The 26,713-nt window shown below is 63.4% G+C and carries 24 protein-coding genes; 9 read left to right on the forward strand and 15 right to left on the reverse strand.

Going from position 1 to position 26,713, the window contains the following annotated elements; genetic code table 11:
• Nucleotides 1-2: 2 nt before the first annotated feature.
• The 4 genes from ABH939_RS05470 to ABH939_RS05485 form a co-directional block, all read right to left on the reverse strand.
• A complete protein-coding gene (locus tag ABH939_RS05470; RefSeq protein WP_007726363.1) occupies nucleotides 3-428 on the reverse strand; it encodes a limonene-1,2-epoxide hydrolase family protein in 426 nt (141 codons plus the stop codon).
• 17 nt (nucleotides 429-445) lie between these two features.
• The gene (locus ABH939_RS05475; protein ID WP_165639616.1) at nucleotides 446-2,059 is read right to left on the reverse strand and encodes a serine hydrolase; all 1,614 of its coding nucleotides are present in this window, start codon (nucleotides 2,057-2,059) and stop codon (nucleotides 446-448) included.
• 97 nt (nucleotides 2,060-2,156) lie between these two features.
• Nucleotides 2,157-3,728: an MFS transporter gene (locus ABH939_RS05480; RefSeq protein WP_070162415.1), complete on the reverse strand. Its 1,572-nt coding sequence runs from the start codon at nucleotides 3,726-3,728 to the stop codon at nucleotides 2,157-2,159.
• A gap of 97 nt (nucleotides 3,729-3,825) precedes the next feature.
• Nucleotides 3,826-4,392, reverse strand: a complete 567-nt coding sequence (locus tag ABH939_RS05485; RefSeq protein WP_075833946.1) for a TetR/AcrR family transcriptional regulator — start codon at nucleotides 4,390-4,392, stop codon at nucleotides 3,826-3,828.
• A gap of 340 nt (nucleotides 4,393-4,732) precedes the next feature.
• On the opposite strand from ABH939_RS05485, the gene ABH939_RS05490 reads away from it, so the two are divergent.
• Nucleotides 4,733-5,188, forward strand: a complete 456-nt coding sequence (locus tag ABH939_RS05490) for a nitroreductase family deazaflavin-dependent oxidoreductase (protein WP_064112899.1) — start codon at nucleotides 4,733-4,735, stop codon at nucleotides 5,186-5,188.
• 59 nt (nucleotides 5,189-5,247) lie between these two features.
• Nucleotides 5,248-5,967, forward strand: coding sequence for an NADPH-dependent F420 reductase (locus tag ABH939_RS05495; RefSeq protein WP_075833944.1), 720 nt, complete (start codon nucleotides 5,248-5,250; stop codon nucleotides 5,965-5,967).
• Between the two features lie 49 nt (nucleotides 5,968-6,016).
• Here the strand turns inward: ABH939_RS05495 and ABH939_RS05500 are convergent, their stop codons facing one another.
• Together ABH939_RS05500 and glpX are read right to left on the reverse strand one after the other, a co-directional pair.
• The gene (locus tag ABH939_RS05500; RefSeq protein WP_003945220.1) at nucleotides 6,017-7,420 is read right to left on the reverse strand and encodes a class II fumarate hydratase; all 1,404 of its coding nucleotides are present in this window, start codon (nucleotides 7,418-7,420) and stop codon (nucleotides 6,017-6,019) included.
• 101 nt (nucleotides 7,421-7,521) lie between these two features.
• On the reverse strand, nucleotides 7,522-8,556 hold the full coding sequence (gene glpX / locus ABH939_RS05505; protein ID WP_003945202.1) for a class II fructose-bisphosphatase: 1,035 nt from the start codon (nucleotides 8,554-8,556) through the stop codon (nucleotides 7,522-7,524).
• 180 nt (nucleotides 8,557-8,736) lie between these two features.
• Here glpX and ABH939_RS05510 point away from each other — a divergent pair, with 180 nt between their 5' ends.
• A complete protein-coding gene (locus ABH939_RS05510; RefSeq protein ID WP_003945206.1) occupies nucleotides 8,737-9,306 on the forward strand; it encodes a DUF4245 domain-containing protein in 570 nt (189 codons plus the stop codon).
• 21 nt (nucleotides 9,307-9,327) lie between these two features.
• On the opposite strand, the gene ABH939_RS05515 is transcribed toward ABH939_RS05510, so the two are convergent.
• Genes ABH939_RS05515 through ABH939_RS05525 form a run of 3 tightly spaced genes read right to left on the reverse strand, consistent with a single transcriptional unit; the run spans nucleotide 9,328 to nucleotide 11,404 of the window.
• Nucleotides 9,328-9,546, reverse strand: a complete 219-nt coding sequence (locus tag ABH939_RS05515; protein ID WP_003945276.1) for an exodeoxyribonuclease VII small subunit — start codon at nucleotides 9,544-9,546, stop codon at nucleotides 9,328-9,330.
• Complete coding sequence (xseA, locus tag ABH939_RS05520; protein WP_042920858.1) at nucleotides 9,543-10,808, reverse strand: exodeoxyribonuclease VII large subunit; 1,266 nt, start codon at nucleotides 10,806-10,808, stop codon at nucleotides 9,543-9,545. The genes ABH939_RS05515 and xseA overlap by 4 nt, the downstream gene beginning before the upstream one ends.
• The gene (locus ABH939_RS05525; RefSeq protein WP_134932325.1) at nucleotides 10,805-11,404 is read right to left on the reverse strand and encodes a lipid droplet-associated protein; all 600 of its coding nucleotides are present in this window, start codon (nucleotides 11,402-11,404) and stop codon (nucleotides 10,805-10,807) included. Before ABH939_RS05525 ends, xseA begins: the two co-directional genes overlap by 4 nt.
• A gap of 153 nt (nucleotides 11,405-11,557) precedes the next feature.
• Between ABH939_RS05525 and ABH939_RS05530 the strand changes: the two genes are divergently transcribed.
• The gene (locus ABH939_RS05530) at nucleotides 11,558-12,571 is read left to right on the forward strand and encodes a 4-hydroxy-3-methylbut-2-enyl diphosphate reductase (protein ID WP_404649429.1); all 1,014 of its coding nucleotides are present in this window, start codon (nucleotides 11,558-11,560) and stop codon (nucleotides 12,569-12,571) included.
• A 69-nt stretch (nucleotides 12,572-12,640) separates the two neighbouring features.
• Here ABH939_RS05530 and ABH939_RS05535 read toward each other — a convergent pair whose 3' ends face one another.
• Nucleotides 12,641-13,597, reverse strand: coding sequence for a DUF6542 domain-containing protein (locus ABH939_RS05535; protein WP_404649430.1), 957 nt, complete (start codon nucleotides 13,595-13,597; stop codon nucleotides 12,641-12,643).
• A gap of 217 nt (nucleotides 13,598-13,814) precedes the next feature.
• Between ABH939_RS05535 and ABH939_RS05540 the strand changes: the two genes are divergently transcribed.
• Entirely contained in the window at nucleotides 13,815-14,990 is a 1,176-nt protein-coding gene (locus ABH939_RS05540; protein ID WP_404649431.1) for an exonuclease SbcCD subunit D, read from the forward strand.
• A complete protein-coding gene (locus tag ABH939_RS05545) occupies nucleotides 14,987-17,965 on the forward strand; it encodes an AAA family ATPase (RefSeq protein WP_042920852.1) in 2,979 nt (992 codons plus the stop codon). Before ABH939_RS05540 ends, ABH939_RS05545 begins: the two co-directional genes overlap by 4 nt.
• Here the strand turns inward: ABH939_RS05545 and ABH939_RS05550 are convergent, their stop codons facing one another.
• Nucleotides 17,966-19,159, reverse strand: coding sequence for an AI-2E family transporter (locus tag ABH939_RS05550; RefSeq protein ID WP_003945249.1), 1,194 nt, complete (start codon nucleotides 19,157-19,159; stop codon nucleotides 17,966-17,968).
• Nucleotides 19,160-19,311: 152 nt separating this feature from the next.
• On the opposite strand from ABH939_RS05550, the gene ABH939_RS05555 reads away from it, so the two are divergent.
• On the forward strand, nucleotides 19,312-19,716 hold the full coding sequence (locus tag ABH939_RS05555; RefSeq protein WP_003945253.1) for a hypothetical protein: 405 nt from the start codon (nucleotides 19,312-19,314) through the stop codon (nucleotides 19,714-19,716).
• Between the two features lie 6 nt (nucleotides 19,717-19,722).
• On the opposite strand, the gene ABH939_RS05560 is transcribed toward ABH939_RS05555, so the two are convergent.
• From ABH939_RS05560 to ABH939_RS05570, 3 genes are all read right to left on the reverse strand, one after another.
• A complete protein-coding gene (locus ABH939_RS05560; RefSeq protein WP_003945213.1) occupies nucleotides 19,723-19,932 on the reverse strand; it encodes a YbdD/YjiX family protein in 210 nt (69 codons plus the stop codon).
• A gap of 2 nt (nucleotides 19,933-19,934) precedes the next feature.
• Entirely contained in the window at nucleotides 19,935-22,217 is a 2,283-nt protein-coding gene (locus ABH939_RS05565; protein WP_007726338.1) for a carbon starvation CstA family protein, read from the reverse strand.
• A 112-nt stretch (nucleotides 22,218-22,329) separates the two neighbouring features.
• A complete protein-coding gene (locus tag ABH939_RS05570) occupies nucleotides 22,330-23,907 on the reverse strand; it encodes an FMN-binding glutamate synthase family protein (RefSeq protein ID WP_037132028.1) in 1,578 nt (525 codons plus the stop codon).
• Between the two features lie 92 nt (nucleotides 23,908-23,999).
• On the opposite strand from ABH939_RS05570, the gene ABH939_RS05575 reads away from it, so the two are divergent.
• Both ABH939_RS05575 and ychF read left to right on the forward strand, forming a co-directional pair.
• Nucleotides 24,000-24,518 (forward strand): CD225/dispanin family protein, encoded by a 519-nt coding sequence (locus ABH939_RS05575; protein WP_371683539.1) that lies wholly within the window; start codon nucleotides 24,000-24,002, stop codon nucleotides 24,516-24,518.
• Nucleotides 24,519-24,588: 70 nt separating this feature from the next.
• Nucleotides 24,589-25,668 (forward strand): redox-regulated ATPase YchF, encoded by a 1,080-nt coding sequence (gene ychF / locus ABH939_RS05580; RefSeq protein ID WP_404649432.1) that lies wholly within the window; start codon nucleotides 24,589-24,591, stop codon nucleotides 25,666-25,668.
• A gap of 18 nt (nucleotides 25,669-25,686) precedes the next feature.
• Here the strand turns inward: ychF and ABH939_RS05585 are convergent, their stop codons facing one another.
• Nucleotides 25,687-26,649 carry a pseudouridine synthase gene (locus ABH939_RS05585; protein ID WP_404649433.1) on the reverse strand — a complete coding sequence of 321 codons (963 nt, stop codon included), beginning with the start codon at nucleotides 26,647-26,649 and terminating at the stop codon, nucleotides 25,687-25,689.
• Nucleotides 26,650-26,713 lie beyond the last annotated feature (64 nt).

Below are 26,713 nucleotides of genomic sequence, written 5' to 3' on the forward strand. Positions count from 1 at the left end.
TTTCAGGCCGGAGCAAGCCTACTTCGTGTCCCGGTCCCGACGACTGCGCGGCCGACCGCGGTTACCACGCCCCACGCGACGTCTCGCAGACTGAAGTAGTCCCGCCAGACGCAGACCTTGCCGTCGCGCAGTTCGAAAGTTCCGCATACCCAGAACTCGATGCGCAACGGTCCGACAGTGAGGATGTCGGTGCGTTCGGTGAGCACCGTGGACTCGTCGCCGACGATGTGGTGCATCTCCGCCTCGAATTTCAGTGAAGGCTTGGTGACCAGACGAAGCGCTCGCACGACGGTCTTCTTGCCTCGCAGGGTGGGGAGCGAGACGTTCTGCCAGACGATGTCGTCTGTCATCAATTCGGCTGCGGCGTCCACGTCGAAATCGGTGAGGGCCGCGAACATTGCGTTCACCGTGGCTGTCGAACTACTCATGGGGTGTCCTTGGCTGATTATTCGGCCGGTGTTGCCCGGATGAAGGTACCGAGATGATCGTGATCGAAGTACTCCAAGGTTAGCGAGTTTCCGTCGAAGGTGGCCTTCGAGACCGTCCCGGCCGGTGCGTTCTCGCCGCTGAGCGGGAACGTGAAGGTGTTTCCGTCCCAGTGGGTCAGAGGGTACGTCGCGGCCGCGGGACCCATGGTCAAGGTCAGCGCACCGTTCTGCTGCGTCACGAGCGCGGGACCCCAGTACGGATTGCCGTAGTCGCCGGTCAATTGGTCTGTCGGTGGCGCGGGAGCGGGGGAGGCCGGCGGCGTCTTCCCGGCAAGTTCGCCCTCAGGGTCGGCTTGTGAGGCAAAGGACGCTTCGTACAGCGGGCGCCACTCGCGGGTGATCTTCCCGAACTGCACCAGATCGGCGAATTCGGCGGTCAAGGTCTCTGCGACGCCGGTAGGCGTGCCGTTGGTCAGAACGACTATGCCGACGTCAGCGGAGGGAATCGTCACGAAATTGGTCCCGGCACCGAGCAGGAAGGCGCCGGAGTGGCTGGCGGTCACACGGCCTGCCGCGCTGTCGGAAACGTTGAACCCGTAGCCGTAGAAGCCGGAGCGTTCCCCGATTTCCTGCGCATGGCGCGAGACGATTTCCGGGTTGACTGCGGGCACGAGCGCCTCCGTCTGAACGACCTGCTGCCCCTGATACCGACCGCCCGACAGCACCATGTCCAACCACTTGGCCATGTCGTTCACCGAGGAGCTGACTCCACCGGCGGGGGATTGGGCGTCGGCGTCCCGAACCGGCCCTACCTTGTACTTTCCGTCCTCGAGGATGTGGCCCACTGTTCGATTTTCTCGGGCTTGGTAATCGGCGAACCGCGAAGACGTCGACGTCATACCGAGCGGACCGTAGATCGTGTTCTGCGACAGCGTTTCCCAATCGGTGCCCGCCGCGGCTGCAACGGCCTCCGCACCGGCAGTGACGCCGAAGTTCGTGTACTCGTATGTGATTCGGAAGGGATTGAGCGGTAGTTGGCGAAGTTTTTCGAGCACCTGTGCCCGGTTGTAGCCCAGGTCCTCCAGCCCGTCGCCGGCGTGGTCCGGTAACCCCGACCGATGCGTGTAGAGATCGGAGATCGTGAGGTGGTCGGTCACCCACGGATCGGCAAGCGCAAACTCCGGCAGTTTCGAGATCACCGGAGTGTCCCAGTCGACGGTCCCGATTCCGACTTCGTGGGCGACCACCGTGGCCCCGACCGATTTCGACACCGATGCCAGTTGGAACACGGTGTCGGCATCGACGGTGGCGCTCTTACCCAACTCGCGAACCCCGAATCCCTTCGCGTACACAGTCTTACCTCCGTGCACCACGGCCACCGCCATGCCGGGAACACCGGAACTTGCCATGAGGTCGTTCGCGAGGCCGTCGAGCTTCCCGACCGCGTCGTCGATTTGCCCGTCCGGGATCGGCACCCCGGCGTCGAGACCCGGGCTGGCGTCGCTGACGACCGGCCCGGGCGCCGAGGTGGTGTCTGAATCGGACGAGCATCCGGCGAGCAGGGCGACCGTCAGTACTACCGGAACCGCCGCTGCCGACAGTCGCGAGCTGTTTCTACTGGTGATGGACACGAGATTCTCCCTAGCAGGGTTGTCGTCGGTACCACTCGGTCAACCCAGTATCGGGGAACGGCGGGCTGATATTGGGACAAATCGGGAAACCTTGTAGCTACTTCGGGGTCTTGGTTGTCAGACTGCCGAGAATGGAGCCTTCCGTGACCGGCTTCCAAGGGAGCAACAACGCGACCAGCAGAGCGGTGATCAATGCTGCTCCGACCGTGAAGTACGACGCGATGGCGAAACCTTCCAGGCATGCGGTCTTCATCGTGTAGATCAGACTGTCCTTCTGCTGCTCGAAGAGCGGACTGATGTCGCGGGAGCGGATCTCGATGACGCTGAGCACGGACTCACGAGCGAAGCCTTTCTCCTGCGCCGACATCACGGCGTCGGGAATGGCGTCGACGATCGGAGCCACCTTGGACGTGTAGTACGAGGCGACGATCGAACCGATGACGGCGACACCCAGGGTCCCGCCGAGCTCACGCGTCGTGTCGTTGACTGCCGAACCTGCGCCCGCTTCGTCGAGGGGCACCGAGGACATGATGGAGTCGGTCGCCGGTCCCTGGACAATTGCGAGGCCCAGACCCATGAGGACCATCGAGATCACGACGGGTCCGAGGTAGGGCGTCTCGACGGTCGTCCGACCCGCCAGGAACATCCCGCCGCTGAGTACCAGGAGGCCGAACACCATCACTGCAGTCGTGCCGAGTTTCTGTGCCGCCAAGGTGGCGACTGGGGCGCCCACGGCGACAGCTGCAGCGAAAGGCAAAGAGTGGATGCCGAATTCGAGCGGCGAGTACTCCCGAACGCCCTGGAAGTACTGCGTGATCAGGAACAAGAATCCGAACATGCTGAAGTAGCTGACAGCAATAGCCAAGGCGGGGAAAGAAAACCGCCGGATTCGGAAGAGATTCATGTTCAGGATCGGCGCGTCGGTGCGCAGTTCCCATGCGACGAATGCGGCCAAAAACACTGTCGCAGAGAGGTATCCCGTGATGCTGAATGTCGACACCCATCCGCGATGTGGTGCGTCGATGATGGTCCACACCAGAATGACGATGCCCAGTAGCGACAAGATTGTTCCGACGAAATCGAATCGGCCGACGTGGAGCGCCTTCGATTCCGGAACAACCAGCAGCACACCCACGATGACCAACAATGCTGCCGGGACGTTCATCCAGAACACCGAGTGCCAGGAGAAGTGCTCGAGAAGCCAGCCGCCCGCAGTCGGGCCGATGGCAATCGCGAAGCCGGCCATTGCGGTCCAGGCCGCGATGGCGATGGCTCGTTCTCTGGCGTCGGTGAAGATGTTGGTGATCATGGCCAACGTAGCCGGAAAGACAGCTGCGGCAAAGACACCCATGGCGGCTCGCGCCATGATCACCTGTTCGAGGTTGGAAGCCAAGGCGCCGACGAGCGACATCGCACCGACGCCGATCAAGCCGATGATCATCACTCGGCGGCGTCCGAAGCGGTCACCCAGGTGGCCGAAAGTGAGTAGGAACCCGGCGAAGGTCAACGTGTACGCGTCGACGATCCATTGCAGGTCGCTGACGCTGGCGAACAAGTCGACGCTCATCGTCGGCAGTGCGACGTTGACCACTGTGTTGTCCAGCACGACAAGGAGTTCGGCGAGGCAGATGAAGATCAGCGCAGTGAATCGACGTGACTTGGTCATCATGGGCGCCGAGGGCGCCGGTGCAAGTGTGTGAGACATGTTTGTACGCCATCTCTGCTCCTGCGCGGACGGCAGCAGCGGTTGGAAGAAAGAGGGTTGGTCAGCTCGGGGCCGAGACCAGAGCCTTGAGGTGAGCGCCGATGCGATCGAGAGGCGCCGTGGTGTGCTGAGCTTTTGCCATCAGCGTCGCGCCTTCGATTGACGCGATCACGACGGTTGCCCATTGTGCTGCAGTCTCGGACGGCTGTCCCTGCTGCCAGAAGAACGATGTGAGAAGCGATTCCCACGAGGTGAAGGATTCGCCCGCAGCAGTTAATGCCGCCGGCGTCGACGCGCCCTCCACTGCCGCGGCTGCGACCGGACAGGAGGAGGAGAAATCGCTCTCTACCAAGCTGTTTCGAAATATCGTGACAACCGCGTCGATGATCTCCGGTGGGGAAGACTGAGCGATCATCGAACTGATGGCGGCACTGACGCCCCGGCCGAAGTAGGCAACTGCTTCGCCGGCCAGCTGTCCTTTGCCCTCGGGAAAGTAGTGGTACACCGACCCGCGGGGAGTTCCCGAGCGTTCGACGATCTCGGTGAGCGAGGTCGTCGCGATCCCGTGTTCACGGAAGGCATTGATGGCGCCGACCAGCATCAGAGTGCGGGAATCGGAGTCGGCCATCCCGCCATCGTATGCAATCGCAGTGCTGTTCGAATCATCTGGTGCCGCTGATTCTCTTGGTACTCCCCACTTGCGACGCGCTGCGGCGATCGGACAACGCGTCTGCGGGCCGGTCATGGCAACGAGGCGTCTCGAGGTGTGTTCATCACTGCCTCCCAGTATGTCGATCGGTATAGGAACGAATCTGAGACTAGATGTAACCGGCAGACACAGTCAAGTGTTGTGTGCAGGTGGTGGGTATCGACGGAGATTCTTGTTGGCAAAACTCCCCGAACAGTGGTTATATCGTGCGGTATAGAGCCGTTGCTTCGAGCACCAGCTTCGGAGGAGAGGAAACGACATGCCGGTACCGACGTCAGTTGCACGAAAACGAAGAATCGAAGTCGCAGTCGGGAAGTATTTCGCCAATCCGCTGGTCACCGGATTGAATCGGATCGGTTTGATGCCGTCGTTGATGACCGAGATCGAGACGGTTGGACGCCGAACCGGTCTGACCCGCCGAGTGCCCGTTGCGATCACCTACGACGGTGACGAGGCGTGGGTCATTGCGCAGCATGGCACCGGCACGGGGTGGGGTGCCAATATCTCTGCGACGCCGAAGGTTCGGATCCGTCGCCGCGGCGAGTGGGTGGACGGACAGGCCCAGATCATGCCGGACGACGACGTGCCGGCGCGGGTGAAGACATTTGCGTCGGGGAAGATCAGATCGGCGCTGACGGCCTCTGCCTTTCGCGGATTGCAGACCGACCCGGTCAGTGTCCGCATCAGGCTCGCGCTCGATCCGTCAACCGATTGAATCAACGGGAGTTGAAATGGTCGGTGCGGAATGACCCGGTGCGTTCTCGTCGTTGACGAATGCAGCGGTGGCGCGATCGCCACTGCACACGACGAAGGAGCAGGGTCATGCGCATCGGAATCATCGGAGCCGGTCAGATCGGTGGCACGCTCACACGTAGGCTCGCTGCGCTCGGTCACGACGTGCGCGTCTCGAACTCGCGTACACCGGACACGCTTGCAGAACTGGAAGCGGAGACGGGCGCGAAGGCAGTCCGCAGCACCGAGGCCGCCGAGGGTGCCGAGCTGGTCATCGTGAGCATTCCGCAGAAGAACGTGGTTGATCTACCGGCGGGGATTCTCAGCGGTGCGGTCGCCGGTGCCCCGGTCATCGAGACCAACAACTACTACCCGCAACAGCGTGACGGTCTGATCGCCGCCATCGAGGGCGGACAGACCGAAAGCGGATGGGTGCAGGAACACCTGGGTGTACCGGTGTTCAAGGCGTTCAACGGAATCTGGTGGAAGCATCTCCTCGAGAAGGGGCTTCCCGAAGGTGCAGAGGGGCGCATTGCGCTACCCGTCGCCGGCGACGACGACGCGAACAAGCAGGTCGTCTTCGATCTGATCAATCAGTTGGGCTTCGATCCCGTCGATGCGGGAACGATCGACGATTCCTGGCGTCAGCAGCCGGGAACTCCCGTGTACGGCAAGGATTTCGATCGCGAAGCGACGCTGAAAGCATTGGCCGAGGCGAGCCCCGATCGCACCGACGAGTGGCGGGCAACCACTACTGTGTAGGGAAAAGTGTGGCGGTTTCCGAAGTGGAAACCGCCACTCTTTTGTTTGTTCAGTCCTTGACCTTCGCCATCGCCAGAACGTCGAGACGCTTGTCGAGTTCTTCCTCGCTCAGCTTGTCCGGGACGAGTCCGCGTTCGATGACGACCTGACGGATCGTCTTCTTCTCTTTGAGTGCCTGCTTCGCGACGGCTGCGGCTTCCTCGTAACCGATTGCCGAGTTGAGGGGCGTCACGATCGACGGCGAAGATTCGGCGAGTGTCTTGAGGTGCTCCTCGTGCGCGACCAGTCCGCTGACGCACTTGTCGGCGAACAGTCGAGAGACGTTGGCCAGCAAGGTGAACGACTCCAGCAGGTTGCGGGCCATGACCGGGATGTAGACGTTGAGTTCGAAAGCTCCGGCGGCGCCACCCCACGCGATGGCGGCGTCGTTTCCGATCACCTGAGCCGCAACCTGAGTGGTTGCCTCGGGCAGGACCGGGTTCACCTTTCCGGGCATGATGGAGCTTCCCGGCTGCAGATCGGGGAGTGCGATCTCGCCGAGTCCGGTCAGCGGACCCGATCCCATCCACCGAATGTCGTTGGCAATCTTCGTCAGTGAGACGGCGATGGTCCGCAGCGCGCCCGATGCCTCGACCAGTCCGTCACGCGCGGCCTGCGCTTCGAAGCTGTTCTTCGCCGGAGTCAGCGCGTCGACACCGGTCGACTTGACCAGTTCGGCAACAACTTTGGGGCCGAATCCATCCGGAGCATTGAGACCGGTGCCGACTGCTGTTCCGCCGATCGGCAGCTCGCCGAGGCGGGGGAGTGTTGCGTTGACGCGCTCGATGCCGGCCTCGATCTGACGTGCGTAGCCGCCGAACTCCTGACCGAGCGTGACCGGCACAGCGTCCATCAGATGGGTGCGCCCGGATTTGACGACGGTCTTCCACTCGGTCGCCTTCGTGGCAAGCGCAGCATGCAGATGTTCCAGTGCCGGAACAAGATCGGTGACCGCTGCTTCGGTAGCTGCGACATGCGTGGCGGTGGGGAAGGTGTCGTTGGAGGACTGCGACATGTTGACGTGATCATTGGGATGTACGTCCACACCGGCGGCCTTCGCGATGGATGCGATGACCTCGTTGGCGTTCATGTTCGAACTGGTTCCCGAGCCGGTCTGGAAGACGTCGATGGGGAACTGATCGTCGTGCTTGCCTTCGGCGATCTCGTTCGCGGCGGCGATGATTGCGTCGGCCTTGTCCGCGTCGAGGAGTCCGAGGTCCTTGTTGACCTGCGCACACGCTGCTTTCAGCAAGCCCATTGCGCGGATCTGGGTGCGCTCGAGCGGGCGCCCGCTGATCGGGAAGTTCTCGACTGCACGCTGGGTCTGTGCTCGCCACAGTGCGTCGATGGGCACCCGAACTTCGCCCATGGTGTCGTGTTCGATTCGGAACTGTTGATCGTTGCTCTCCGTCATGGCTCCACATTGCCACTTTTCGAGAGCGGGTAGGGGACTACGTCCGCCGTGAGCGGTTGAGGAATGCAGGGACTCCCTAACCACTCACGGGGCGGAGCCCATCAGAACGTCGGGGGAACCGCGCCCTCTTCGCCGTCGAAGTCGACGGAGCTGTACTCGCGCAGCTTCTCGAGACGGTGGTACGCGTCGATCATGCGAACGGTGCCGGACTTGCTACGCATCACGATGGACTGCGTGCTGGCGCCGCCGCCGTAGTAGCGGACGCCGCGCAGGAGGTCACCGTCGGTGACGCCGGTGGCGCAGAAGAAGACGTTCTCGCCCGAGACGAGATCTTCGGTGGACAGGATCCGATCGAGATCGTGACCGGCGTCGATGGCCTTCTGACGCTCTTCGTCGTCGGTGGGGGCCAGCTTGCCCTGCAACGATCCACCCATGCAGCGCATGGCTGCTGCGGCGATGATGCCCTCTGGCGTTCCGCCGATGCCCACGAGCATGTCGGTGCCGGACTCCGGACGCGCTGCGGCGATCGCGCCGGCAACGTCACCGTCGGAGATCAGACGGATACGAGCGCCGGTGTCGCGAACGTCCTGGATCAGCTGGTTGTGACGCGGGCGGTCCAGGATGCAGATCGTGATGTCGGAGACCGACGCCTTCTTGACCTTGGCCACGCGCTTGATGTTCTCGGCGATCGGTGCGCTGATGTCGATGACATCTGCGGCATCCGGCCCGACAGCGATCTTCTCCATGTAGAACACGGCCGACGGATCGAACATCGCGCCGCGCTCGGCAACAGCCAGAACAGAGATCGCGTTGGGCATGCCCTTGGACATCAAGGTGGTGCCGTCGACCGGGTCGACGGCGAAGTCACAGTCGGGGCCGTCGCCGTTTCCGACCTCTTCGCCGTTGAACAGCATCGGCGCTTCGTCCTTCTCGCCTTCACCGATGACGACGATGCCGCGCATCGAGACTGAGGAGACGAGCTGACGCATGGCGTCGACGGCTGCTCCGTCGCCGCCTTCCTTGTCGCCGCGGCCTACCCAGCGGCCGGCAGCCATAGCACCGGCTTCGGTGACTCGGACCAATTCGAGTGCGAGGTTACGGTCCGGGGTCTCACGATGAGTGCTGCTGGCCGTCATGTGCGGTGCCTCCTGGCGCGGTCGCGGTCGACGGGGTGTGTCGACGCAGTGGTTTCTTCAGGCGTCATTGTCCCAGATGGGAGCGGCTACGTGCGCTGTCGGGTCGCCGCAGAGACGTTTTGTCTCGCTCGAGGGGGACCGGGAATCGTATCTACTGCGCAGTACCTGGATACTGGGGGTGTGGCATCGAAGAAACCCCGCATTCTCGAAGACAACAAAGACATGGTCTGGTCTCTCGTACCGTTGGTGCTGTTCTGCATCATCATTGCGGGCATCGCCAGCCAGTGCACGTTCAGTCCTGGCGGCCCGACACAGGGGCCTATCCCGAGCGTCGACGTGGACGCAGCTCTGAACTACGACGCGAAGGAACTCGGATTTCCCATCCGTAATCCCGGTGTTCCGGACGGGTGGACTCCGAACTCCGGCAGTCGCAAGATCATCTCCGGCGACGGCGGCGGAGATTCGAGCACTGTGGGATTCATCACGACCAGTGGTCGCTACATCCAGCTGACACAGAGCAACGCCGAGGAATTCCCGTTGGTGTCACATGTTGCCGGTGGACAGCGATTCGCGACCGGAGTCGAGACCGTCGGTGCCGATACGTGGAACGTCTTCGGCGGCGAAGGTGTCGAGTCGATCTGGGTCACGGACGTCGGGGATGTTCGCCTGTTGCTCACGGGCGCGGCGACGCCGGAAGAGTTCCGGATTCTTGCCGAGAAGGTCGGCGCAGCGCAGCCGATCACGCCATAGGATTTGCGGTCGGAGCGGACGCTACTCGTCCGCTTCGGCCAGAGCCTTTTCGACGCGGGCCCTCGCGCCGGCCAAGTGCTCTTCACAGCGCTTGGCCAACGCTTCGCCTCGCTCCCACAGTGAGAGTGACGCGTCGAGGTCCAGACCGCCCTGTTCGAGAATCTTCACGACGCTCACCAGTTCGTCCCGGGCTGCTTCGTAGCCGAGTTCGTTGATGTCGGTGTCGGTGGCGTTGCTCATTTTTCTCTTCCCATCACTGCGGCGCGAACGGCGCCGTCTGCAAGTCGAACTCGAATCTGGGTACCGGGTGGCGCGTCCTCGACCGAGCGCAGAACCTCCGGATCGCCTTCGGCGACAACACGTTGCACGACTGCGTATCCGCGGGCCAGGGTCGCGGCGGGGCCCAGCGTGGTGAGCCGGGCGCGCAGATGCTCGATCGTTCGGGACTCGGAGTCGATCAACCGAGTCACATCGCGTCGTCCGGCGGCTTGGAGCCTTTCGACCTCCTCGGCGCGACGGTCCACCGCGAGCAGCGGCGATGCCATGACCGGTCGAGTGCGCAACTGTTCGATCAGATGAGACTCACGCTTGACCCAGCTGCGCAGTGCCGCAGCGCTGCGGTCACGCAGATCCGCAACCAGGGCAGCTTCCGCAACCGCGTCGGGTACGACGCGCTTGGCCGCGTCCGTGGGTGTGGCTGCGCGCAGGTCGGCGACGTGGTCACTGAGCGGGCTGTCCGGCTCGTGTCCGATGGCACTGACGATCGGCGTCGTGCAGGCCACGATGGCGCGGCACAGCGCTTCGTCGGAGAACGGCAGGAGATCCTCGACGCTACCGCCGCCGCGAGCGAGGATGATGACGTCGACTACCGGGTTGGCGTCGAGTTCCTTCAGCGCTTCGATGATCTGGGGAACAGCAGTCGGGCCCTGAACCGCGGTGTTACGCACTGCGATGGCAACTGCTGGCCAACGACGATGGGCGACTGAGACGACATCCTTCTCGGCCGCACTGGCTCGGCCCGTGATCAGGCCGATCGTGCCGGGCAGAAACGGAAGCGGCCGTTTGAGCCGCGGATCGAACAAGCCCTCGGCGGCGAGCAAGGCGCGCAGTCTCTCGATGCGGGCAAGCAGCTCACCGATACCCACGGCGCGAATCTCGGTGACACGCAACGACACCGTTCCGCGTCCGGTGTAGAACGAGAGCTTGCCGAACATCACGACACGCGAGCCCTCGGTCAACGGCACCGGGGAGTTGTGCAACAACTGCGGTGAGCACGTGATCGACAGCGACATGTCTGCCGACGGATCACGCAGGACGAGAAAGGCCGTTCGGGTGCCGGGGCGTGCATTGATCTGGGTGATCTGGCCTTCGACCCAGATGCTGCCGAGCCGATCGATCCAGCCGGCGACCTTGGCGGAAACCGTGCGGACCGGCCACGGCTGCTCAGCGCTGCTGGCGCCGGACGATCGCTGCGATGAAGCGGGGGGCGTTGCGGAAGTCACTTTGCCTTGGCTGTGGTGATGCGGTTGGTGAGCATGGTCTGGAACGGTGCCCGGGCGAGCGTCGCATTCTCGTAGTCCAGGACTGCGGTCAGCTCGTCGATGCTGAGCGTCCGGATGCGCGCACGGAGCTGTGCGAGTGTGAGGTTGGGGTAGTCGAGTTCGGTGACGATCTCGGGCTCTTCGGCAGGTCCGTCCGTCGTAGCTGCCGTGGATTCGGACTCGGCGACGGGTGCGGGTTCCTCGATGGGGGCAGTCGGCTCGAGCGAGTAGAGCGCGAAGCGACCGGCGTTGGTCGGGGTGTCAGCGGTGGTCGATCCGGTGGAAGACGTCGGGTCAGCAGGCGCGTCGACGTCTTCGTCGAAGACCGCCCACTCGGGCTGTTCGTCCTCGGAAGACCAGTTGATCAGTGCAAATGCCTGATCGCCCTTGATGGCCAACGAGGTGATCGACTGCTGCACGCGCATGCTTGTCTGCAGCATCTGGCTCACGGCGGTCATCGGCAGGGCGACGGCGGTGGTGGGCAACTTCTTTGCCTCTTCCATCGCGGTGACGGCGAGTCCCGCGGCAACGCGCGCCACGAACGGTGGTCGGATCATTCCCACAGCTTGCCGCAAAGCTCCGACAATCGGTAGCCGACTTGCCTGTGACGGCCGTACTCGTTTACTTCGGAACCTTCGATCGGAGCCCGAAACCGAGGTGTTCACGTTTGCCGGAGTGTCTCACGTTCGAGGTGCCAGTAGGCTGGTCACATGTCTTCGGCTGTTCCTCTCAATCTCGGTATCGCGCACTCGGCTGATTCGCCGTCCACCCGCAAGGGCAGCGCCAAGCGCGTGCTCCTCGCCGAGCCTCGCGGCTACTGCGCCGGCGTCGACCGCGCGGTCGAGACCGTCGAGAAGGCCCTCGAGAAGCACGGCGCACCCATCTACGTGCGTAAGGAGATCGTCCACAATCGCCACGTCGTCGAGACGCTCGAAGATCAAGGCGTGATCTTCGTCGACGAAACCGACGAGGTTCCCGAGGGATCGTTGCTCGTGTTCTCGGCGCACGGTGTGTCGCCGGCCGTCCACGACTCGGCTGCCGAGCGGAACCTGCGCACGATCGACGCAACGTGCCCCCTGGTCACGAAGGTGCACCAGGAAGCAAAGCGATTCGCCCGCGACGATTACGACATTCTGCTCATCGGCCACGAAGGCCACGAGGAGGTCGAGGGCACCGCAGGTGAGGCTCCCGATCACGTCACCATCGTCGACGGCCCGGATTCGGTCGACGCGGTCACGGTTCGTGACGAGTCGAAGGTCATCTGGCTTTCCCAGACCACACTGAGCGTCGACGAGACGATGCAGACCGTCGCGCGCCTGCGTGAGCGCTTCCCCAATCTGCAGGACCCGCCGTCCGACGACATCTGCTACGCCACGCAGAACCGTCAGGTCGCGGTCAAGGCGATGGCTCCCGAGTGCGATCTCGTGATCGTGGTGGGTTCGCGGAACTCGTCCAACTCGGTTCGCCTGGTCGAGGTCGCGCTCGGGGCGGGCGCTGCCGCGTCGTACCTGGTCGACTACGCCCGTGAGGTCGATCTCGCGTGGCTCGAGGGTGTCCAGACCGTCGGCATCACGTCGGGCGCATCGGTACCCGAGGTGCTCGTGCGCGGCGTGATCGAACTTCTTTCCGAGCACGGATACAACGACGTTCAACCCGTCACCACTGCCAACGAGACTCTGGTGTTCGCCCTTCCCCGTGAATTGCGAGCAGCGCGCACGTCCTGAAACAAGAAAATGCGGGGCACCTTCCATCTGGAAGGTGCCCCGCATTTTTGTGCTACCGGGCGCGTCTGTTCAGGGCTCTTCGCGATCGCGGTACCGAACTCGCGGCGGCGGATACGCCGGAAGATCGACTCCGGGTGGGCGGCGGCGAGGGGGCAGCGGCGGCGATACGTCGTCACCCGAAGCGAAGAAGGGCTCCATCCGCTCCTCACGTCTGGGCGACGGAGTGGGCTCGGGCGCCCGGCGGCGACCGTACGACGGGTAGTCGTCGTCTGCCACGGGCCGACTGTCGGGCTGGGGGCGACGCGTAGGCGGTTGGTGCGTGCGATCGACCCTGGGTGGCTGAGGGCTTCTCCGAGGCGGCAGCGGACGCTCGTCCTGGATCGGCTCGCGCCTGGGGGTGCTTCGGTAGGCGGGCTGCTCGTCCACCTCGGGGGCGCGGCGACGCGGCGGCCCGGGGACGGGCGCGTCCGAGACTCTGCGTCGACGCCCGGTCTCGGGTGCGGGTTGTTCTCGCGTGGTAGCCGCAGAGGAGTCACGAGTGGTGGCCGCCGAGCGGCGGGAGCGGGTCGAGCGGGCAGGCCCGGTGGGACGCTGATTGAGCAGGAAGTACCGGAAACCGCCGATGATCAGCACGACGACGGTTGCGGCCAACATGATCGGAAAGCGGTTGACCAACGGGTACGCGATGTTGATCGCGATATCGCGCAGCGCGGTGCTGTTGTCCTTGCCGATGAGCGTGTGCCCGATCGGCACCGCAGCGAAGAGCAGCAACGGCGGCTGGGCCATAGCGGTGAAGAGTGCTTTGTTCGAAGCGGCAACCACAGCAAAGAGACAGCCCAGGAAGTAGAACGTCGAGAACACCGCGGTGAGCTCTCCGCCGCCTCCGGTGGCATCGATCAGTACGCCGACGGCGGTCACACCGGCAGCAAGCAGGATCACTCCCCACCAGGGCAGGCCGGGGACGGTCACGATGAGCGATCGCTTGTCCAGCGGTACCCCGGAGCGAGCACGTTGGGTTGCAGACACATAACGACATTAGCGGTTCTTGCGTTGTCGGCCGTGTTTGTGCGGGTCGTGGCTGGCGCATTTATCGACGCGATGGCGCGATGGTTTCGGGTTCTTCGCCAAACGAACCGGACGGATTGTGTGCAGGGTCACCGGACGCTCGTGGGTTGGGGCACACCGCCGAAGCCGTCAGCGTGGGAGATCGGCGGTGTCGGTGGGCTGCTCTACCGTCGGATTCATGAAGATTCTGCACACCTCCGATTGGCATATAGGTCGCACCTTTCACGGCGTCGATCTGCTGGCCGATCAGGCGAGTGTGCTCAGTTCCATCGCAGATTCCGTCCGTGAACACGGCGTCGACGTCGTGGTCGTGCCGGGGGACATCTACGACCGCTCGATTCCCAGTTCCGACGCGGTCACCGTGTGCAATCGAGGCTTCGAGGCAATCCGGGCGGCGGGGGCGGTCATCGTCGCGACGTCCGGCAATCACGATTCCGCGGTGCGGCTCGGAGCCGGGGCATCCTTTGCCGCTGCCGGCGGCTTGCACTTGATCACCCGAGTCGGCCAGATCGGTACTCCGGTGATGCTGAGCGATCAGTTCGGGCCCGTCGCCTTTTACGGGATTCCGTATCTCGAGCCGGAGATCACGCGCGTCGAGTTGGACGTGCCCCGGGCTCGTACTCATTCCGACATCCTCGGAGCGGCCATGTCGCGTGTTCGGCGAGACCTCGCCGAACGAACAGCTACCGATCCGTTGACTCGGTCGGTACTGCTCGCGCATGCCTTCGTCGTGGGTGGTGAGGCGTCTGAATCGGAACGCTCCATTTCGGTCGGCGGAGTGGAGACCGTCGCAGTGGGCGAATTCGACGGCGTCGACTATGTCGCCCTCGGACACCTGCATTCTCCGCAGATGCTCTCGGAGAGTGTGCGGTACTCAGGTTCACCGTTGCCGTATTCGTTCGGTGAGCGCAGCCACCGCAAGGCTGCGCTTTTGATCGAACTCGACGCAGCCGGTCTGTCGTCGGTGCAGCGCCTCGATCTTCCGGTGATTCGGGGGCTGAGCCAGGTGACGGGAACTCTCGAGGAACTTCTCACCGAGTCGAAGTACGCCGATTCCGAGCAGTGCTACGTCTCCGCTTTGCTCACCGACCCGGTTCGTCCCGTCGATGCCATGAGGCAGCTCCAGGCACGTTTCCCCTTTGCCGTTCACCTCGAATGGCAAAGGCCGGAAGGACAATCGGATCTCAAGTATCGCGACGCGGTACGGGGTCGAACCGACATGGAGATCGCCCGCGGCTTTGTCTCGGCCGTGCGTAGTGACCCGTCCGAGCGGGAGGTCACGTTGATGGCCGAAGCGCTCAGCGCTGCCGCGCGCGCCGAGGAGTCCACGGTAGAACTGAGTGAAACCGCGTGAGGCTGCACAAACTCGAAGTCAGCTCTTTCGGGCCCTTTGCCGACACTGTCGAGGTCGACTTCGACCGATTGGGTGCAGACGGGCTGTTCCTTCTGCACGGCGACACCGGTGCAGGCAAGACCACGATCCTCGACGCGGTTTCCTTTGCCCTGTACGGGCGGGTTCCGGGTGCGCGCAACGAGGGCAAACGGCTACTGTCCGATCACGCGCCCGCCGGTTCGGTGCCGCGCGTGGAACTCGAAGCGACCATCAGTGGTCGCAGAATCAAACTTGTTCGTAGTCCAGAGTATTCGCGCCCGAAGAAGCGTGGCACCGGTTCGATCACAGAGAATGCAAAGGCCACACTGACGTGGTTGGACGGCCGCGGCGAGAATCTTTCGCGCATCCCTGACATCGGTGACGAGATCAACCGCCTCATGGGCATGAGCGCTGATCAGTTCTTCCAGGTGGTGCTCTTGCCGCAGGGTGAGTTCGCCAAATTCCTGCGTGCCGAGAGTGACGAGCGAGGCAAACTGCTCGAGCGTCTGTTCGACACCAAGCGTTTTGTCTCCGTCGAGGCATGGTTCGACGCCAAGCGAAAGGCAAGTGCGACCGCGCTCGCGGCCAGGGAGCAATCCGTGCGGCTGCTGCTCGCGAAGGTCGAGACAGCTGCGGGACTCGAGGTAGGCGCCGAGGCACACCCACTGGAATGGTCGCGCAAACTCCTCGCCGAGGCTCAGGACACCCGCGATACAAGTCTTGCGGAGCTGGTGACCGCGAAAGATGCAGCAGCCGAGGCTAATCGGGTTCTGTCGGCGGCGCAGCGAACCGCAGATCTGGTCGCTCGCCGTAATCGTGCGACCGCTGAACTCGCAGCATTCAATACGGGCGCCGCCCAAAGAGCTGTGATCGGCGCTGAACTCGAGACCGCCAAGCGCGCACTGCCGGTGGCCGCTGTCGCCGGCGATGTGGACGCTGCCGGCTTGCACCTCGCTGCCGCACTCGAATCGATGACCGCAGCGATGTCGACCTACTCCGCAACGGGCGGTCCGGAGATTTTCGTGCCGGAGGTGTGGCCACCCACCGACGACGAGCGTCAACGCGTCGTAGCTCGGATCCGGACCTGGCGTGACGAGATCGTTCGCCTGGACGCAATGGCGGAGGATGCTCGCAGAGCCGATGCGGCAGAAGCCGAGATCGAGAAACTCGGAGTTCGGCGAGACGCTCTGTCCGAGCGCATCGATGCCATCGCGGTTGAACGCACTCAACTGCCAGAAATGGTGCGCTCGGCCGGCCAACGACTGGAGGATGCGCAACGCGCGCACGCGGCTCTGCCCGGCCTCGAAGCTGCACTGGCCAAAGCATCGGATGCTGCGGCAGCGGCTCATGAATTCGTCTCTCTGCGTGCGCAAGCCGAGAAGATTCGTGTGCAGGTGTTGGATGCGCGCGACGCCCATCAGAGTGCTCGCGGGCGCTGGCTCGACCTCGTGCAGAAGCGTATCGAGGGCATGGCGGCGGAGTTGGCGAGTTCACTCGCGCCCGGTGACCCATGCCAGGTGTGTGGTTCGCGTGAACACCCTGCGCCGGCGCAGTCTGATGTCGTCACGGTCACCGAGCCCGATCTGGAAGCCGCGTCCGCAGCCGAGCGTGCGGCCGAGAAAGCCCTGAGCAAGGTAGTCGACCACCAGGTAACCGTCGACCGTGACATCGACCGGGTGATCGCCCGCGGCGGGGACGGCGACGTCGCAGAACTCGACAGGCTCCGCGCCGCGGCTCGGAACGCCGTTGACGAGGCGGCCCACTCTGCCGGTCAGGTTGGAGGGTTGGCCGACAAGCTCGGGCATCTCAACGAGCGTGACGGCGAGCTGCAACAGGAATCCGCTTCTCTGACGGCCGAATTGGCGGCACTGACCGAGCGTACGACGACTCTGTCGGCCACGGTCGAGCAGATTCGAGCGGCGATCGTCGCTGCGGTGGGAGAAGATTCGACCATCGCTGCTCAGCGCTCGCGGTTCGAAAGGCTTGCCTCCGCTGCCTCGGCGGCGTCTGAGATGCGTGACGACGCCGTTCGTGCGCAGGCGCGATCGGCGGAACTGTCGACCAAACTGGCCGCTGCGGCGGCCGCTGCTGGATTCGATTCGGTCGAGGCTGCGATCGAAGGGGTGAGATCGCCGGCCCGAATCGCAGCGATCGAAACGGAACTCGCCAAAGCACGCGACCTCGAGGTGGCCGCTCGGACGGTCCTCGACGACCCCGAGGTTGTTGCGGTGAGCGAAGTCGAGACAGTCGACGTCGACGGTCCTCGCGAGCGTGCTCTTCAGTGCGCCGAGGTGGTGAACTCGGCTGTTGCAGCTGCTTCCCTGGCCGAGAACCGTGTGTCGGATCTCGAACGGTTCAGCGGACAACTCGAGAAGGCATACGAAGCGGTTGCACCTGAGCGGGAACTGCACGACGAACTCGCGGCGCTTGCCGACGTGATCGCCGGCAAAGGTCAGAACAGTCGCAAGATGTCGCTGCGAGCGTATGTGCTCGCGTCGCGGTTGGAAGAGATCGCCGTGTCGGCATCGGTTCGGCTGCAGCGGATGTCCGGGGGCAGATACGAGTTCGTGCACAGTGACGAGGCAGGTTCTCGGGGTCGCCGCGGCGGTCTGGGACTCGACATCCGGGACGACTTCACGGGTGTCGTTCGCTCGGCGAAGACGCTCTCGGGCGGTGAATCATTCTTGGCGTCATTGTCTTTGGCCCTCGGACTTGCCGATGTGGTTGCGGCGGAGTCCGGCGGAATCGTTCTCGACACGATGTTCATCGACGAAGGATTCGGCACTCTCGACGCCGACACCCTCGACTCGGTGATGGCTGTGTTGGACGAGCTTCGCGACGGTGGACGAGTGGTGGGCATCGTCAGTCACGTGGACGAGATGAGGCAGCGAATCCCGAGTCGCCTGCACGTCATTCGCGGACGTGCAGGCTCCTCGGTGAAGGTGATCGCGGGCTGATCAGGCCTTTTTGTTCTCTACCTCTGACTCGGCGTCGTCGTCTTGATCCTCGAGGATGTCCGACGCATCGCCGGCGGGCATCGGCTCGTTGTCGCTTGCGCGTTCGTCGATCTGCTCGCCGATGTACCGGATGACAACTGCTGCCACAGCGGCGACGGGCACTGCGAGGAAGGCGCCGACGATGCCGTACAGCGAGCTACCGGCGGCCACGGCAAGCAGCACGATGACGGCGTGGAGTTTCATCGACTTGCTCTGCAGCACAGGCTGAAGGACGTTTCCTTCGATCTGCTGAACGGCCAGGATGATGATCAACACGATGATGGCGGTGGTGAGACCGTTGGCCACCAGCGCAACCAACACGGCCAGGGCGCCGGCGACAAAGGCACCGACGATCGGGATGAAGCCACCGATGAACGTGAGAATTGCCAGCACCGGTGCCAGCGGGACCCCGAGTATCAGCAATCCGGCGCCGATGAAGACCGCGTCGATCAGACTCACCAGTGCTTGTGTCCTGATGAATCCGCCGAGCGTGTCCCACATGCGGGTGAGGACCTCTTCGAGATGCCGACCGGCACGGCCGCCGCCGACAGCGTGGAGCCAGGGGATGAACCTCGGTCCGTCCTTGATGAAGAAGAAAGCGAGAATCAGAACCAAACCGAGCGTGACCAACAACGAGCTCGCTGTGCTCACGCCGCTGAAAACGCCTGAAGCGATGGCGGTTCCACTTTCCTGCACCTTGGTGATGACGGCATGGACGGCGTTGTCGATCTGGTCGTCCTTCAGGTTCAGCGGCGGACCCTGGAGCCAGTCCTGAACCTGGTTGATGCCCTCGGTGGTCTTGTTCGCGAGCTCGGGGGCCTGGCTGACCACTGACGGAACGATGCCGGCGATCACACCGGCCAGGATTCCGATCGAGAGCACCAGGGTGATGCCGGCTGCCGCGGCCGGTGGCATCCCGCGCTTGATCATGCCGCGGGTCGGCGGCCACATGACTGTCGCAACAACGATAGCCAGAGCCACCGGCAGGATGATGACCCAGAGCTTTTCGATCAGCCAGCCGAAAATCCAGGCGCCCAGCGAAATCGACGCCAACACCAACGACCATTTTGCGAGCCACATACCCCCTTGCCCGATGATCTCGCCGCGGTCGCGCTTGCGCACCCCTGCGGACGTCCCCTTGTCTTGCTCGCTCACTGATCGTCCTTTCCGTCGGCGCAGGGATCTCCTCGCCGATGTGCGAATCCGGTGATCTAGCTGAGCTGATCGTAACGACTGCATGCGATAACTCGTGTGTTGCGCTGCAATACTGTGTTTTGAAGCATGCTGATCGGACTAACATTTCCGTCATGAGAATCGCAGCAGCAGTCGGGGCAGCAGCAATCGTCGTTCTCGGGCTCACCGCGTGTAGCACCGAGGATCAGGACAACGCGCAGAACAAGATCAGCGAGGCAGTCACGAGCGGGCAACAGGCGCTCGAGACGGCGAAACAGTCAGCGGGCAACGCCATCGATCAGGGCAAGACGGCGCTGTTCGTCGCCACGTTCCGTGGGGCTTACGCACCGTTGGCGGAGAACCGCGACGACGCAGACATCGAGGAGATCTTGACGACCACGTGTACCGAGGTCGCCAACGGCACGGACGAGGCGGAGGTCAAGACCAAGATCACCGACCTGGCCGAGAACAACGGCAACAAGCCCACCGACGAGCAGGCCGGCCACATTTACGAACTCGCGAAGGCCACCTGCCCCTGACCGGATTCAGCAGCAGCGGGCGCCTGGGTTGGCGTCGGCTGCTGCGTGTCGGCGGCGCCAGAACTCTCGTTCGCTGATCACCGGTGAGTCGGCGTGGTGGCGTCGGGTGTGCTCGACGTAGCGCTGATAGTCGAGATCACCCATCACCGAGCGAACCCACCACAGCGTTCCGCGGAACGCTGTGGTGAGTTTTGCCGTCATGGTCGCCGTCGTCATGGTCAGTGCCCACCTCCGTGTGCGGCGCCGGGCGCCCGGACTTTCCCGGCTTTGATCAGCTCGTCCCATTCTTTCTGGATTTCCTTCTCCGCGGGCGTCGGAATGAAGCTGGCGGGTCCGAAGATTTTCGACGGTTCTTCAGGGGACTCGGTGGTCGGCAGCCCGCCCGCTCGGATTGCCTTGGCACATACGATGATCCCGGCGATGACCACGACGATCACCAGTGACGCGAAGATGATCGACAACGTGCCCTGGATGAAGGTGTTGCGAATGACGGCATCGATGGCCTCCGGAGTCTTCGCGGAACCGTGCGCCGTCTCGCCGGCAGCCTTCGCGTCCTTGAACACGTTGTGCTGAGCCCAGTACCCGATCGCGGGGTTGTCGGAGAAGATCTTCTGGTACGACGCGGTCATGGTTACGACCAGGTCCCACACCAGCGGCACGCCGGGAATCCAGGCCCATTTGAACAGACCCTTCTTCATGACGATCGTCATGACCACCGTCAGTGCGATCGCGGCGAGTAGCTGGTTGGCGATGCCGAAGAGCGGGAAGAGTGTGTTGATTCCGCCCAGCGGATCGGTGACACCCATGAGCAGAATCGCGCCCCAGGCAGCGACGACGATCAGCGAGCACAGCCACGCGCCGATGCGCCACGACGGGTCCTTGAACTTCTTCGCCGGACCGCCGAAGTTGCCGAGCGAGTCGGAGAGCATGAATCGAGCGACGCGGGTGCCGGCATCGATCGTGGTGAGGATGAAGAGCGCCTCGAACATGATCGCGAAGTGGTACCAGAACGATTTCAGCGAGTCGCCGCCGAAGACGTCGCTGAGCACTTCGGACATTCCGAACGCGAGCGTCGGGGCGCCGCCGGTTCGCGAGATGATCGATTCTTCGCCGACGGCCTCGGCTGCCTGAGTCAGCACGTCCGGTGTGATGGGGGCAGTGCCGAGGGGCAGATTGTTGACGTATTCGGCTGCGGTTTCCGGTGTTCCACCGGTCAGTGCCGCGGGAGCGTTGAGTGCGAAGTACAGGTGCTGATCGAGGATGCAGGCGGTGACCAGAGCCATGATCGCGACAAACGATTCGGTCAGCATGCCGCCGTACCCGATCATCTTGGTCTGGCTTTCCTTCTCGAGCAGCTTCGGCGTCGTACCGGACGCGATCAGTGCGTGGAAGCCCGAGAGCGCGCCACAGGCAATGGTGATGAACAGGAACGGGAACAGTGAACCGGCAAAGGCCGGGCCTTCGCCGTTGGAGGCGAACGGCGTCACTGCCGGCATGTTCAGCGCGGGTCGTGCGACCAGAATTCCGATGGCCAGCAGCGCGATGGTGCCGACCTTCATGAACGTCGACAAGTAGTCGCGCGGTGCCAGGAGCAGCCAGACCGGCAGCACCGATGCGGCGAATCCGTACGCGATCATCAGCCACGCGATGGTGACCTTCGAGAGTGTGAACCAGTCTGCGCCCCAACCGGTATCGGCAACCCATCCGCCGGAGACGATGGCCAGGAGAAGCAGGACGACGCCGATCAAGGAGACCTCGGAAACCTTGCCCGGCCGCAGATACCGCAGGTACACGCCCATGAACAGCGCGATGGGGATGGTCATCGCGATCGAGAACACTCCCCACGGGGACTCGGCGAGCGCATTGACGACCACAAGTCCGAGCACCGCGATGAGGATGATCATGATGACGAACACGCCGATCAGTGCGGCGACGCCGCCGACAAGGCCGAGTTCTTCGCGGGCCATCTGACCGAGGCTGCGCCCGCGGCGCTTCGACGAGATCCACAGGACCATGAAGTCCTGCACCGCCCCGGCGAACACGACGCCGACGATGATCCAGATCGTTCCCGGAAGATATCCCATCTGCGCGGCCAACACGGGTCCGACCAGGGGGCCGGCACCGGCAATTGCCGCGAAGTGGTGACCGAACAGCACCCGACGGTCGGTCGGCATGTAGTCGGCGCCGTTCTCCATGATCTCGGCGGGAGTGGCGACGTCGTCGCGAGGCTTGACGATCTTGCGTTCGATCAACCGCGCATAGAAGCGGTAGGCGATCAGATAGGTACAGATTGCGGCCAACACGAACCACACAGCGCTGATGTGTTCACCGCGGACGATCGCAATCATGTACCAGGCGCCCGCGCCGACCAGTCCGAGAACAAGGAAGACGACGCGCGCAGTCGTGGAGATGGGTGTTTTGTCGATGACGCCGACAGGTGGCAGGTCAGGATCGGTTTTCAGGTACTCGACATTTGGTTCCGGCGCAGTCGTCAAGCTCATCGTCGAACTCCGTCCACTAGTGCACGTGTGGCCGCCGTCACAGCGGGCCATCTGTCACTGTAGGACCAGAAGGGTGAATCCGCGCGATCTGAAACGCGGGAGTCGACCGACGTCAGAATCGGTGAGCGTCGGCGTCGATCCAATCGGTGAGCCAGCTCTGCGGCGGGGAGTCGAGCAGTTCGCCCGGCATCAGCCAGTCGAACAGGTCGGCATAGGTGCGAGTGGTGAGACCGTCGACGCGGCGGTTGAGCATTCCCGGTTGCAGTTGGTCGAAGGAATCGATGCCCATCGACGCGATCATCTGTTGCGCGCTGGCGACGGTTGCCTTCTGGAATCGGTAGACGCGCTCGCTCTTGTCGGGGATGTCGAGTGCGCGGGTGCGTGCCGGATCCTGAGTGGCAACGCCGACCGGGCAGCGGTTGGTGTGGCACATCTGGGCCTGAATACAGCCCACTGCGAACATCATTGCGCGGGCCGCCATCGTGAAGTCTGCGCCCTGGATGATGCGTTTGACGATGTCGGAACCGCTCGCCACCTTTCCGGAAGCGCCGACTTTCACGAGAGGGCGCAAACCAGTTCCCACCAGAGCGTTGTGCACCAGCATCAGGCCCTCGGTCAACGGCATGCCCATGTGGTCCTCGAACTCCACCGGACCTGCGCCGGTGCCGCCTTCGGAACCGTCCACGATGATGAAGTCGGGCGTGATGCCGCGTTCGATCATCGCCTTGCAGATTCCGAGGAATTCACGACGCGAGCCGACACACAGTTTCATCCCGACCGGCTTGCCTCCCGACAGTTTTCGCAGGGTCGCGATGAAATCGACCAGTTCGACCGGGGTGCTGAACGCGGTGTGCGCGGGTGGCGAAATCACAGTCTGGCCGACGGGTACCCCGCGGGTTTCGGCGATTTCGGGGGAGACCTTGACTCCGGGAAGCACGCCACCCAACCCGGGTTTCGCACCTTGCGAGAGCTTGATCGAAATGGCCTTCACCTGGTCGGAGCCTGCGCGCTCGGCAAAACGGTCAGGATCGAATCGGCCGTCCTCGGTCCGGCATCCGAAGTATCCCGAAGCGATTTCCCAGATCAGATCGCCGCCGTGTTTGCGGTGATACGGACTGATCGCGCCTTCACCGGTGTCGTGAGCGAAACCGCCTTTGGCGGCGCCGGCGTTGAGGGCCTCGATTGCGTTGGCGGACAACGACCCGAAGCTCATCGCGGAGACGTTCAGGAGAGCGATGTCGTACGGCTTCGTGCAATCGCGTCCGCCGAGGCGAACTCGCGGAACGGTGTCGGGGGCGGTCCGTGCGCGAATCGAATGCGTCATGAACTCGTAGCCGATCGCATTGACGTCGCGCTCGGTCCCGAAGGGCTCTTCCGCCAGTGTTCCCTTTGCCCGCTCGTAAACCAGATCTCGCGTTTCGCGATCGAATGGCATTCCATCGGTGGATGATTCGACGAAGTACTGCTGGATCTCCGGTCGAATCTTCTCGAGGAGGAATCGCGCGTGCCCCAGGACCGGATAGTTACGGAGGATGCTGTGGGACTTCTGAGTGAGGTCGTAGGTGCCCATGGCCGCCAGCGCGAGTGTGACGACAGCGATCACCCACCATCCGGGCGAGGCGACAATTGCGAGCGCGGCGGTGCCGAGACCCACTATCCATATCAAGAGCACGATCAGCATCCGAGTCACCTCGAGAGCGTAGGCGCTCACTGTGACACGGCAGCGGTAAGTCTCCACTAGGTTCTGCGATAGAGAACCGAATCCGACTCTTTGGGGGAATGATGACCGAACCGCAATATCCGACCGACCCGCAGGACCCGAAGGAGCAACAGTATCCGAAGGAGCAGCAGTATCCGGCAGGCCAGCAGTATTCAGCCGGTCAGCAATATTCAGCAGGCCAGGAATATCCGACGGGTCAGCAGTACCCAACCGACCCGCAGTACTCAGCCGGACAGCAGTATCCGACCGGTCAGCAGTACAGCGCAGCCCAGCAGTACAGCGCTGCTCCCACGTACGCGGCGCCTCAGTACGGTCCGCCGAAGTCCAACGCGGGATGGGCCGTCGCGTCGATCATCTTCTTCTGGCCTATCGCGTTCGCCGCGTTCAACCATCTCCACGACATCTACCCGAAGTGGGCGATGGGCGATCACCAGGGCGCGCAGTACGCGTCCGAGCGGGTGAAGAAGCTCGGGCAGATTTCGCTCCTGATAGCCGTCATCTGCTGGGTGCTGTTCATCGCGTTCTACGTGATCTTCCTGGTTGCGATCGTGTCGTCCGTCGATTCGTATACCTACAACTGATCACCTGCCGCGACGTGACGGTGGGGCGAGTACCCGTCACGTCGCCGCGAGGCCGTAGAATCCACAGACCGTGAGCCTTACCCTCGGAATCGTCGGACTGCCCAACGTCGGCAAGTCCACCCTTTTCAATGCACTGACCAACAACGACGTGTTGGCAGCGAACTACCCGTTCGCGACCATCGAACCCAACGTCGGTCTGGTCGAGCTGCCCGATCCGCGGCTGCAGAAGCTCGCCGAGATCTTCGGCTCCGAGCGCATCCTCCCCGCGACCGTGTCGTTCGTCGACATTGCCGGCATCGTCAAGGGAGCGTCCGAGGGCGCAGGCCTGGGTAACAAGTTCCTGGCCAACATCCGTGAAGCGGACGCCATCTGCCAGGTAGTTCGCGTCTTCGCCGACGACGACGTCATCCACGTCGACGGCAAGGTCGACCCGGCCTCGGACATCGAGGTCATCGAGACCGAACTCGTGATCGCCGACATGCAGACTCTCGAGAAGGCTCTCCCGCGTCTGGACAAGGAAGCTCGCAAGAACAAGGAGTTCAAGCCGGCCCACGACGAGGCACTCAAGGCTCAGGCATTCCTCAACGAGGGCACGACGCTTTTCAGCGTCAAGGACAAGCTCGACTTCTCGTTGCTGCGTGAGCTGAGCCTGCTCACCACCAAGCCTTTCCTCTACGTCTTCAACGCTGACGAGTCGGTGCTCACCGACGAGGCGAAGGTCGCGGAACTGCGCGCTTCCGTCGCTCCGGCCGATGCCGTGTTCCTCGATGCGAAGGTCGAGCAGGAACTGCTCGAGCTGGACGAGGAAGATCGCCAGGAAATGCTCGACTCGATCGGTCAGACCGAGCCGGGCCTGCACGCTCTCGCTCGCACCGGCTTCCACACTCTCGGGCTGCAGACCTACCTGACGGCTGGTCCGAAGGAAGCTCGCGCCTGGACGATCCACAAGGGTGACACCGCTCCCCAGGCTGCCGGCGTCATTCACACCGACTTCGAGCGTGGCTTCATCAAGGCTGAAATCGTGTCCTTCGACGATCTCGTCGAGGCGGGTTCCATGGCCGCAGCCAAGGCTGCCGGCAAGGTCCGCATGGAGGGCAAGGAATACGTCATGGCCGACGGCGATGTGGTGGAGTTCCGCTTCAACGTCTAAATCCGCGGCTTCTGGTCGTCACCCCACGGGCATCTCGCTGAGCGTCCGACGGGTGACGAACCGCCGCGCTTTCCCCGACAGCGGGTCGGTGAATTCGAGTTCCCTCGCGAGCAATTGGAGTGGGAGAGAATGATCGTCCGGGGCGTCGGGAAGCAGGTCGGGGTATCGCCGGTCGCCCAGGATCCCGGCGCCGAGAGCCGCCAGATGCACCCGCAACTGGTGCATCCGTCCGGAGCGCGGACGTAGAACCGTGTGCAGCACAGCACGTCCGGAGGCGCTCACGCCCGTCCCTCGTGCCTCGATCATGGTCTCGGAGTTGGGTTCACGGCTGTCGTCGACGACGACTCGCAACTCGCCGCGTCGAGCTTCGATGTGGTTGCGGTAAACGAGAGGGACGTCGAGCGCTGGTGAATCCTGGCCCCGCCGGGTGGGTCGCGCCGACACCGCCTCGTAGACCTTCGTGACCTGACGCTTCTCGAACAGTGACTGATACGCGCCGCGCGTCGCGGGGCGGGCCGAGAACATCACCACGCCTGCGGTGCCGCGGTCGAGTCTATGGATCGGAGTCAGATCTGGGTTGTCGAGGCGGACGCGCAGTCGGACTAGTGCCGACTCGCGCAGGTATCGCCCGCTGGGGGTGGTCGGGAGAAAATGTGGCTTGTCGATGACGACGAGATCGTCGTCGGTGTGCAGGATCTCCTCGTGGAACGGCACCGGGTCCTCCGCCGGCAACTCACGGTAGTACCAGACGAATCGGTGCGCGATGAGTTCTGTGTTCAGGCAGATCGAGTGGCCGTCGGTATCTACGAACTCGCCGTCGTCGAACCGCCGATACAGGTTCTCGGCGTCCAGATGGTCGAACTTGGCTACGACGTACTCGGCGATCGTCGCCCACGGCCCCGAGAGCGGGATGCGTAGGCGCGTCGGGCCAACCCCGTTCTTGACGGGCAGCGGTGGGGACATGGACACGCAGGTCATCATCCCATCGACTACTGGTCAGCGGTGATTCGGTGTGGCCTCGACGGGGACGTCCCCGCGGGGACGC

It is taken from the genome of Rhodococcus sp. 27YEA6 (genome assembly GCF_044908235.1).
Taxonomy (GTDB): Bacteria; Actinomycetota; Actinomycetes; order Mycobacteriales; family Mycobacteriaceae; genus Rhodococcus_F; species Rhodococcus_F qingshengii.

Coding starts and splice junctions, on each gene's coding strand:
- ABH939_RS05470 (WP_007726363.1), bottom strand. CDS start 428: ATGAGTAGTTCGACAGCCACGGTGAACGCAATGTTCGCGGCCCTCACC.
- ABH939_RS05560 (WP_003945213.1), bottom strand. CDS start 19,932: ATGACGACGGCGACCATGACGGCAAAACTCACCACAGCGTTCCGCGGA.
- ABH939_RS05495 (WP_075833944.1), top strand. CDS start 5,248: ATGCAGCGGTGGCGCGATCGCCACTGCACACGACGAAGGAGCAGGGTC.
- ABH939_RS05515 (WP_003945276.1), bottom strand. CDS start 9,546: ATGAGCAACGCCACCGACACCGACATCAACGAACTCGGCTACGAAGCA.
- ABH939_RS05565 (WP_007726338.1), bottom strand. CDS start 22,217: ATGAGCTTGACGACTGCGCCGGAACCAAATGTCGAGTACCTGAAAACC.
- ABH939_RS05530 (WP_404649429.1), top strand. CDS start 11,558: ATGTCTTCGGCTGTTCCTCTCAATCTCGGTATCGCGCACTCGGCTGAT.
- ABH939_RS05585 (WP_404649433.1), bottom strand. CDS start 26,649: ATGATGACCTGCGTGTCCATGTCCCCACCGCTGCCCGTCAAGAACGGG.
- ABH939_RS05555 (WP_003945253.1), top strand. CDS start 19,312: ATGAGAATCGCAGCAGCAGTCGGGGCAGCAGCAATCGTCGTTCTCGGG.
- ABH939_RS05540 (WP_404649431.1), top strand. CDS start 13,815: ATGAAGATTCTGCACACCTCCGATTGGCATATAGGTCGCACCTTTCAC.
- ABH939_RS05525 (WP_134932325.1), bottom strand. CDS start 11,404: ATGATCCGACCACCGTTCGTGGCGCGCGTTGCCGCGGGACTCGCCGTC.
- ABH939_RS05480 (WP_070162415.1), bottom strand. CDS start 3,728: ATGATGACCAAGTCACGTCGATTCACTGCGCTGATCTTCATCTGCCTC.
- ABH939_RS05485 (WP_075833946.1), bottom strand. CDS start 4,392: ATGGCCGACTCCGATTCCCGCACTCTGATGCTGGTCGGCGCCATCAAT.
- glpX (WP_003945202.1), bottom strand. CDS start 8,556: ATGACGGCCAGCAGCACTCATCGTGAGACCCCGGACCGTAACCTCGCA.
- ABH939_RS05490 (WP_064112899.1), top strand. CDS start 4,733: ATGCCGGTACCGACGTCAGTTGCACGAAAACGAAGAATCGAAGTCGCA.
- ABH939_RS05500 (WP_003945220.1), bottom strand. CDS start 7,420: ATGACGGAGAGCAACGATCAACAGTTCCGAATCGAACACGACACCATG.
- ABH939_RS05575 (WP_371683539.1), top strand. CDS start 24,000: ATGACCGAACCGCAATATCCGACCGACCCGCAGGACCCGAAGGAGCAA.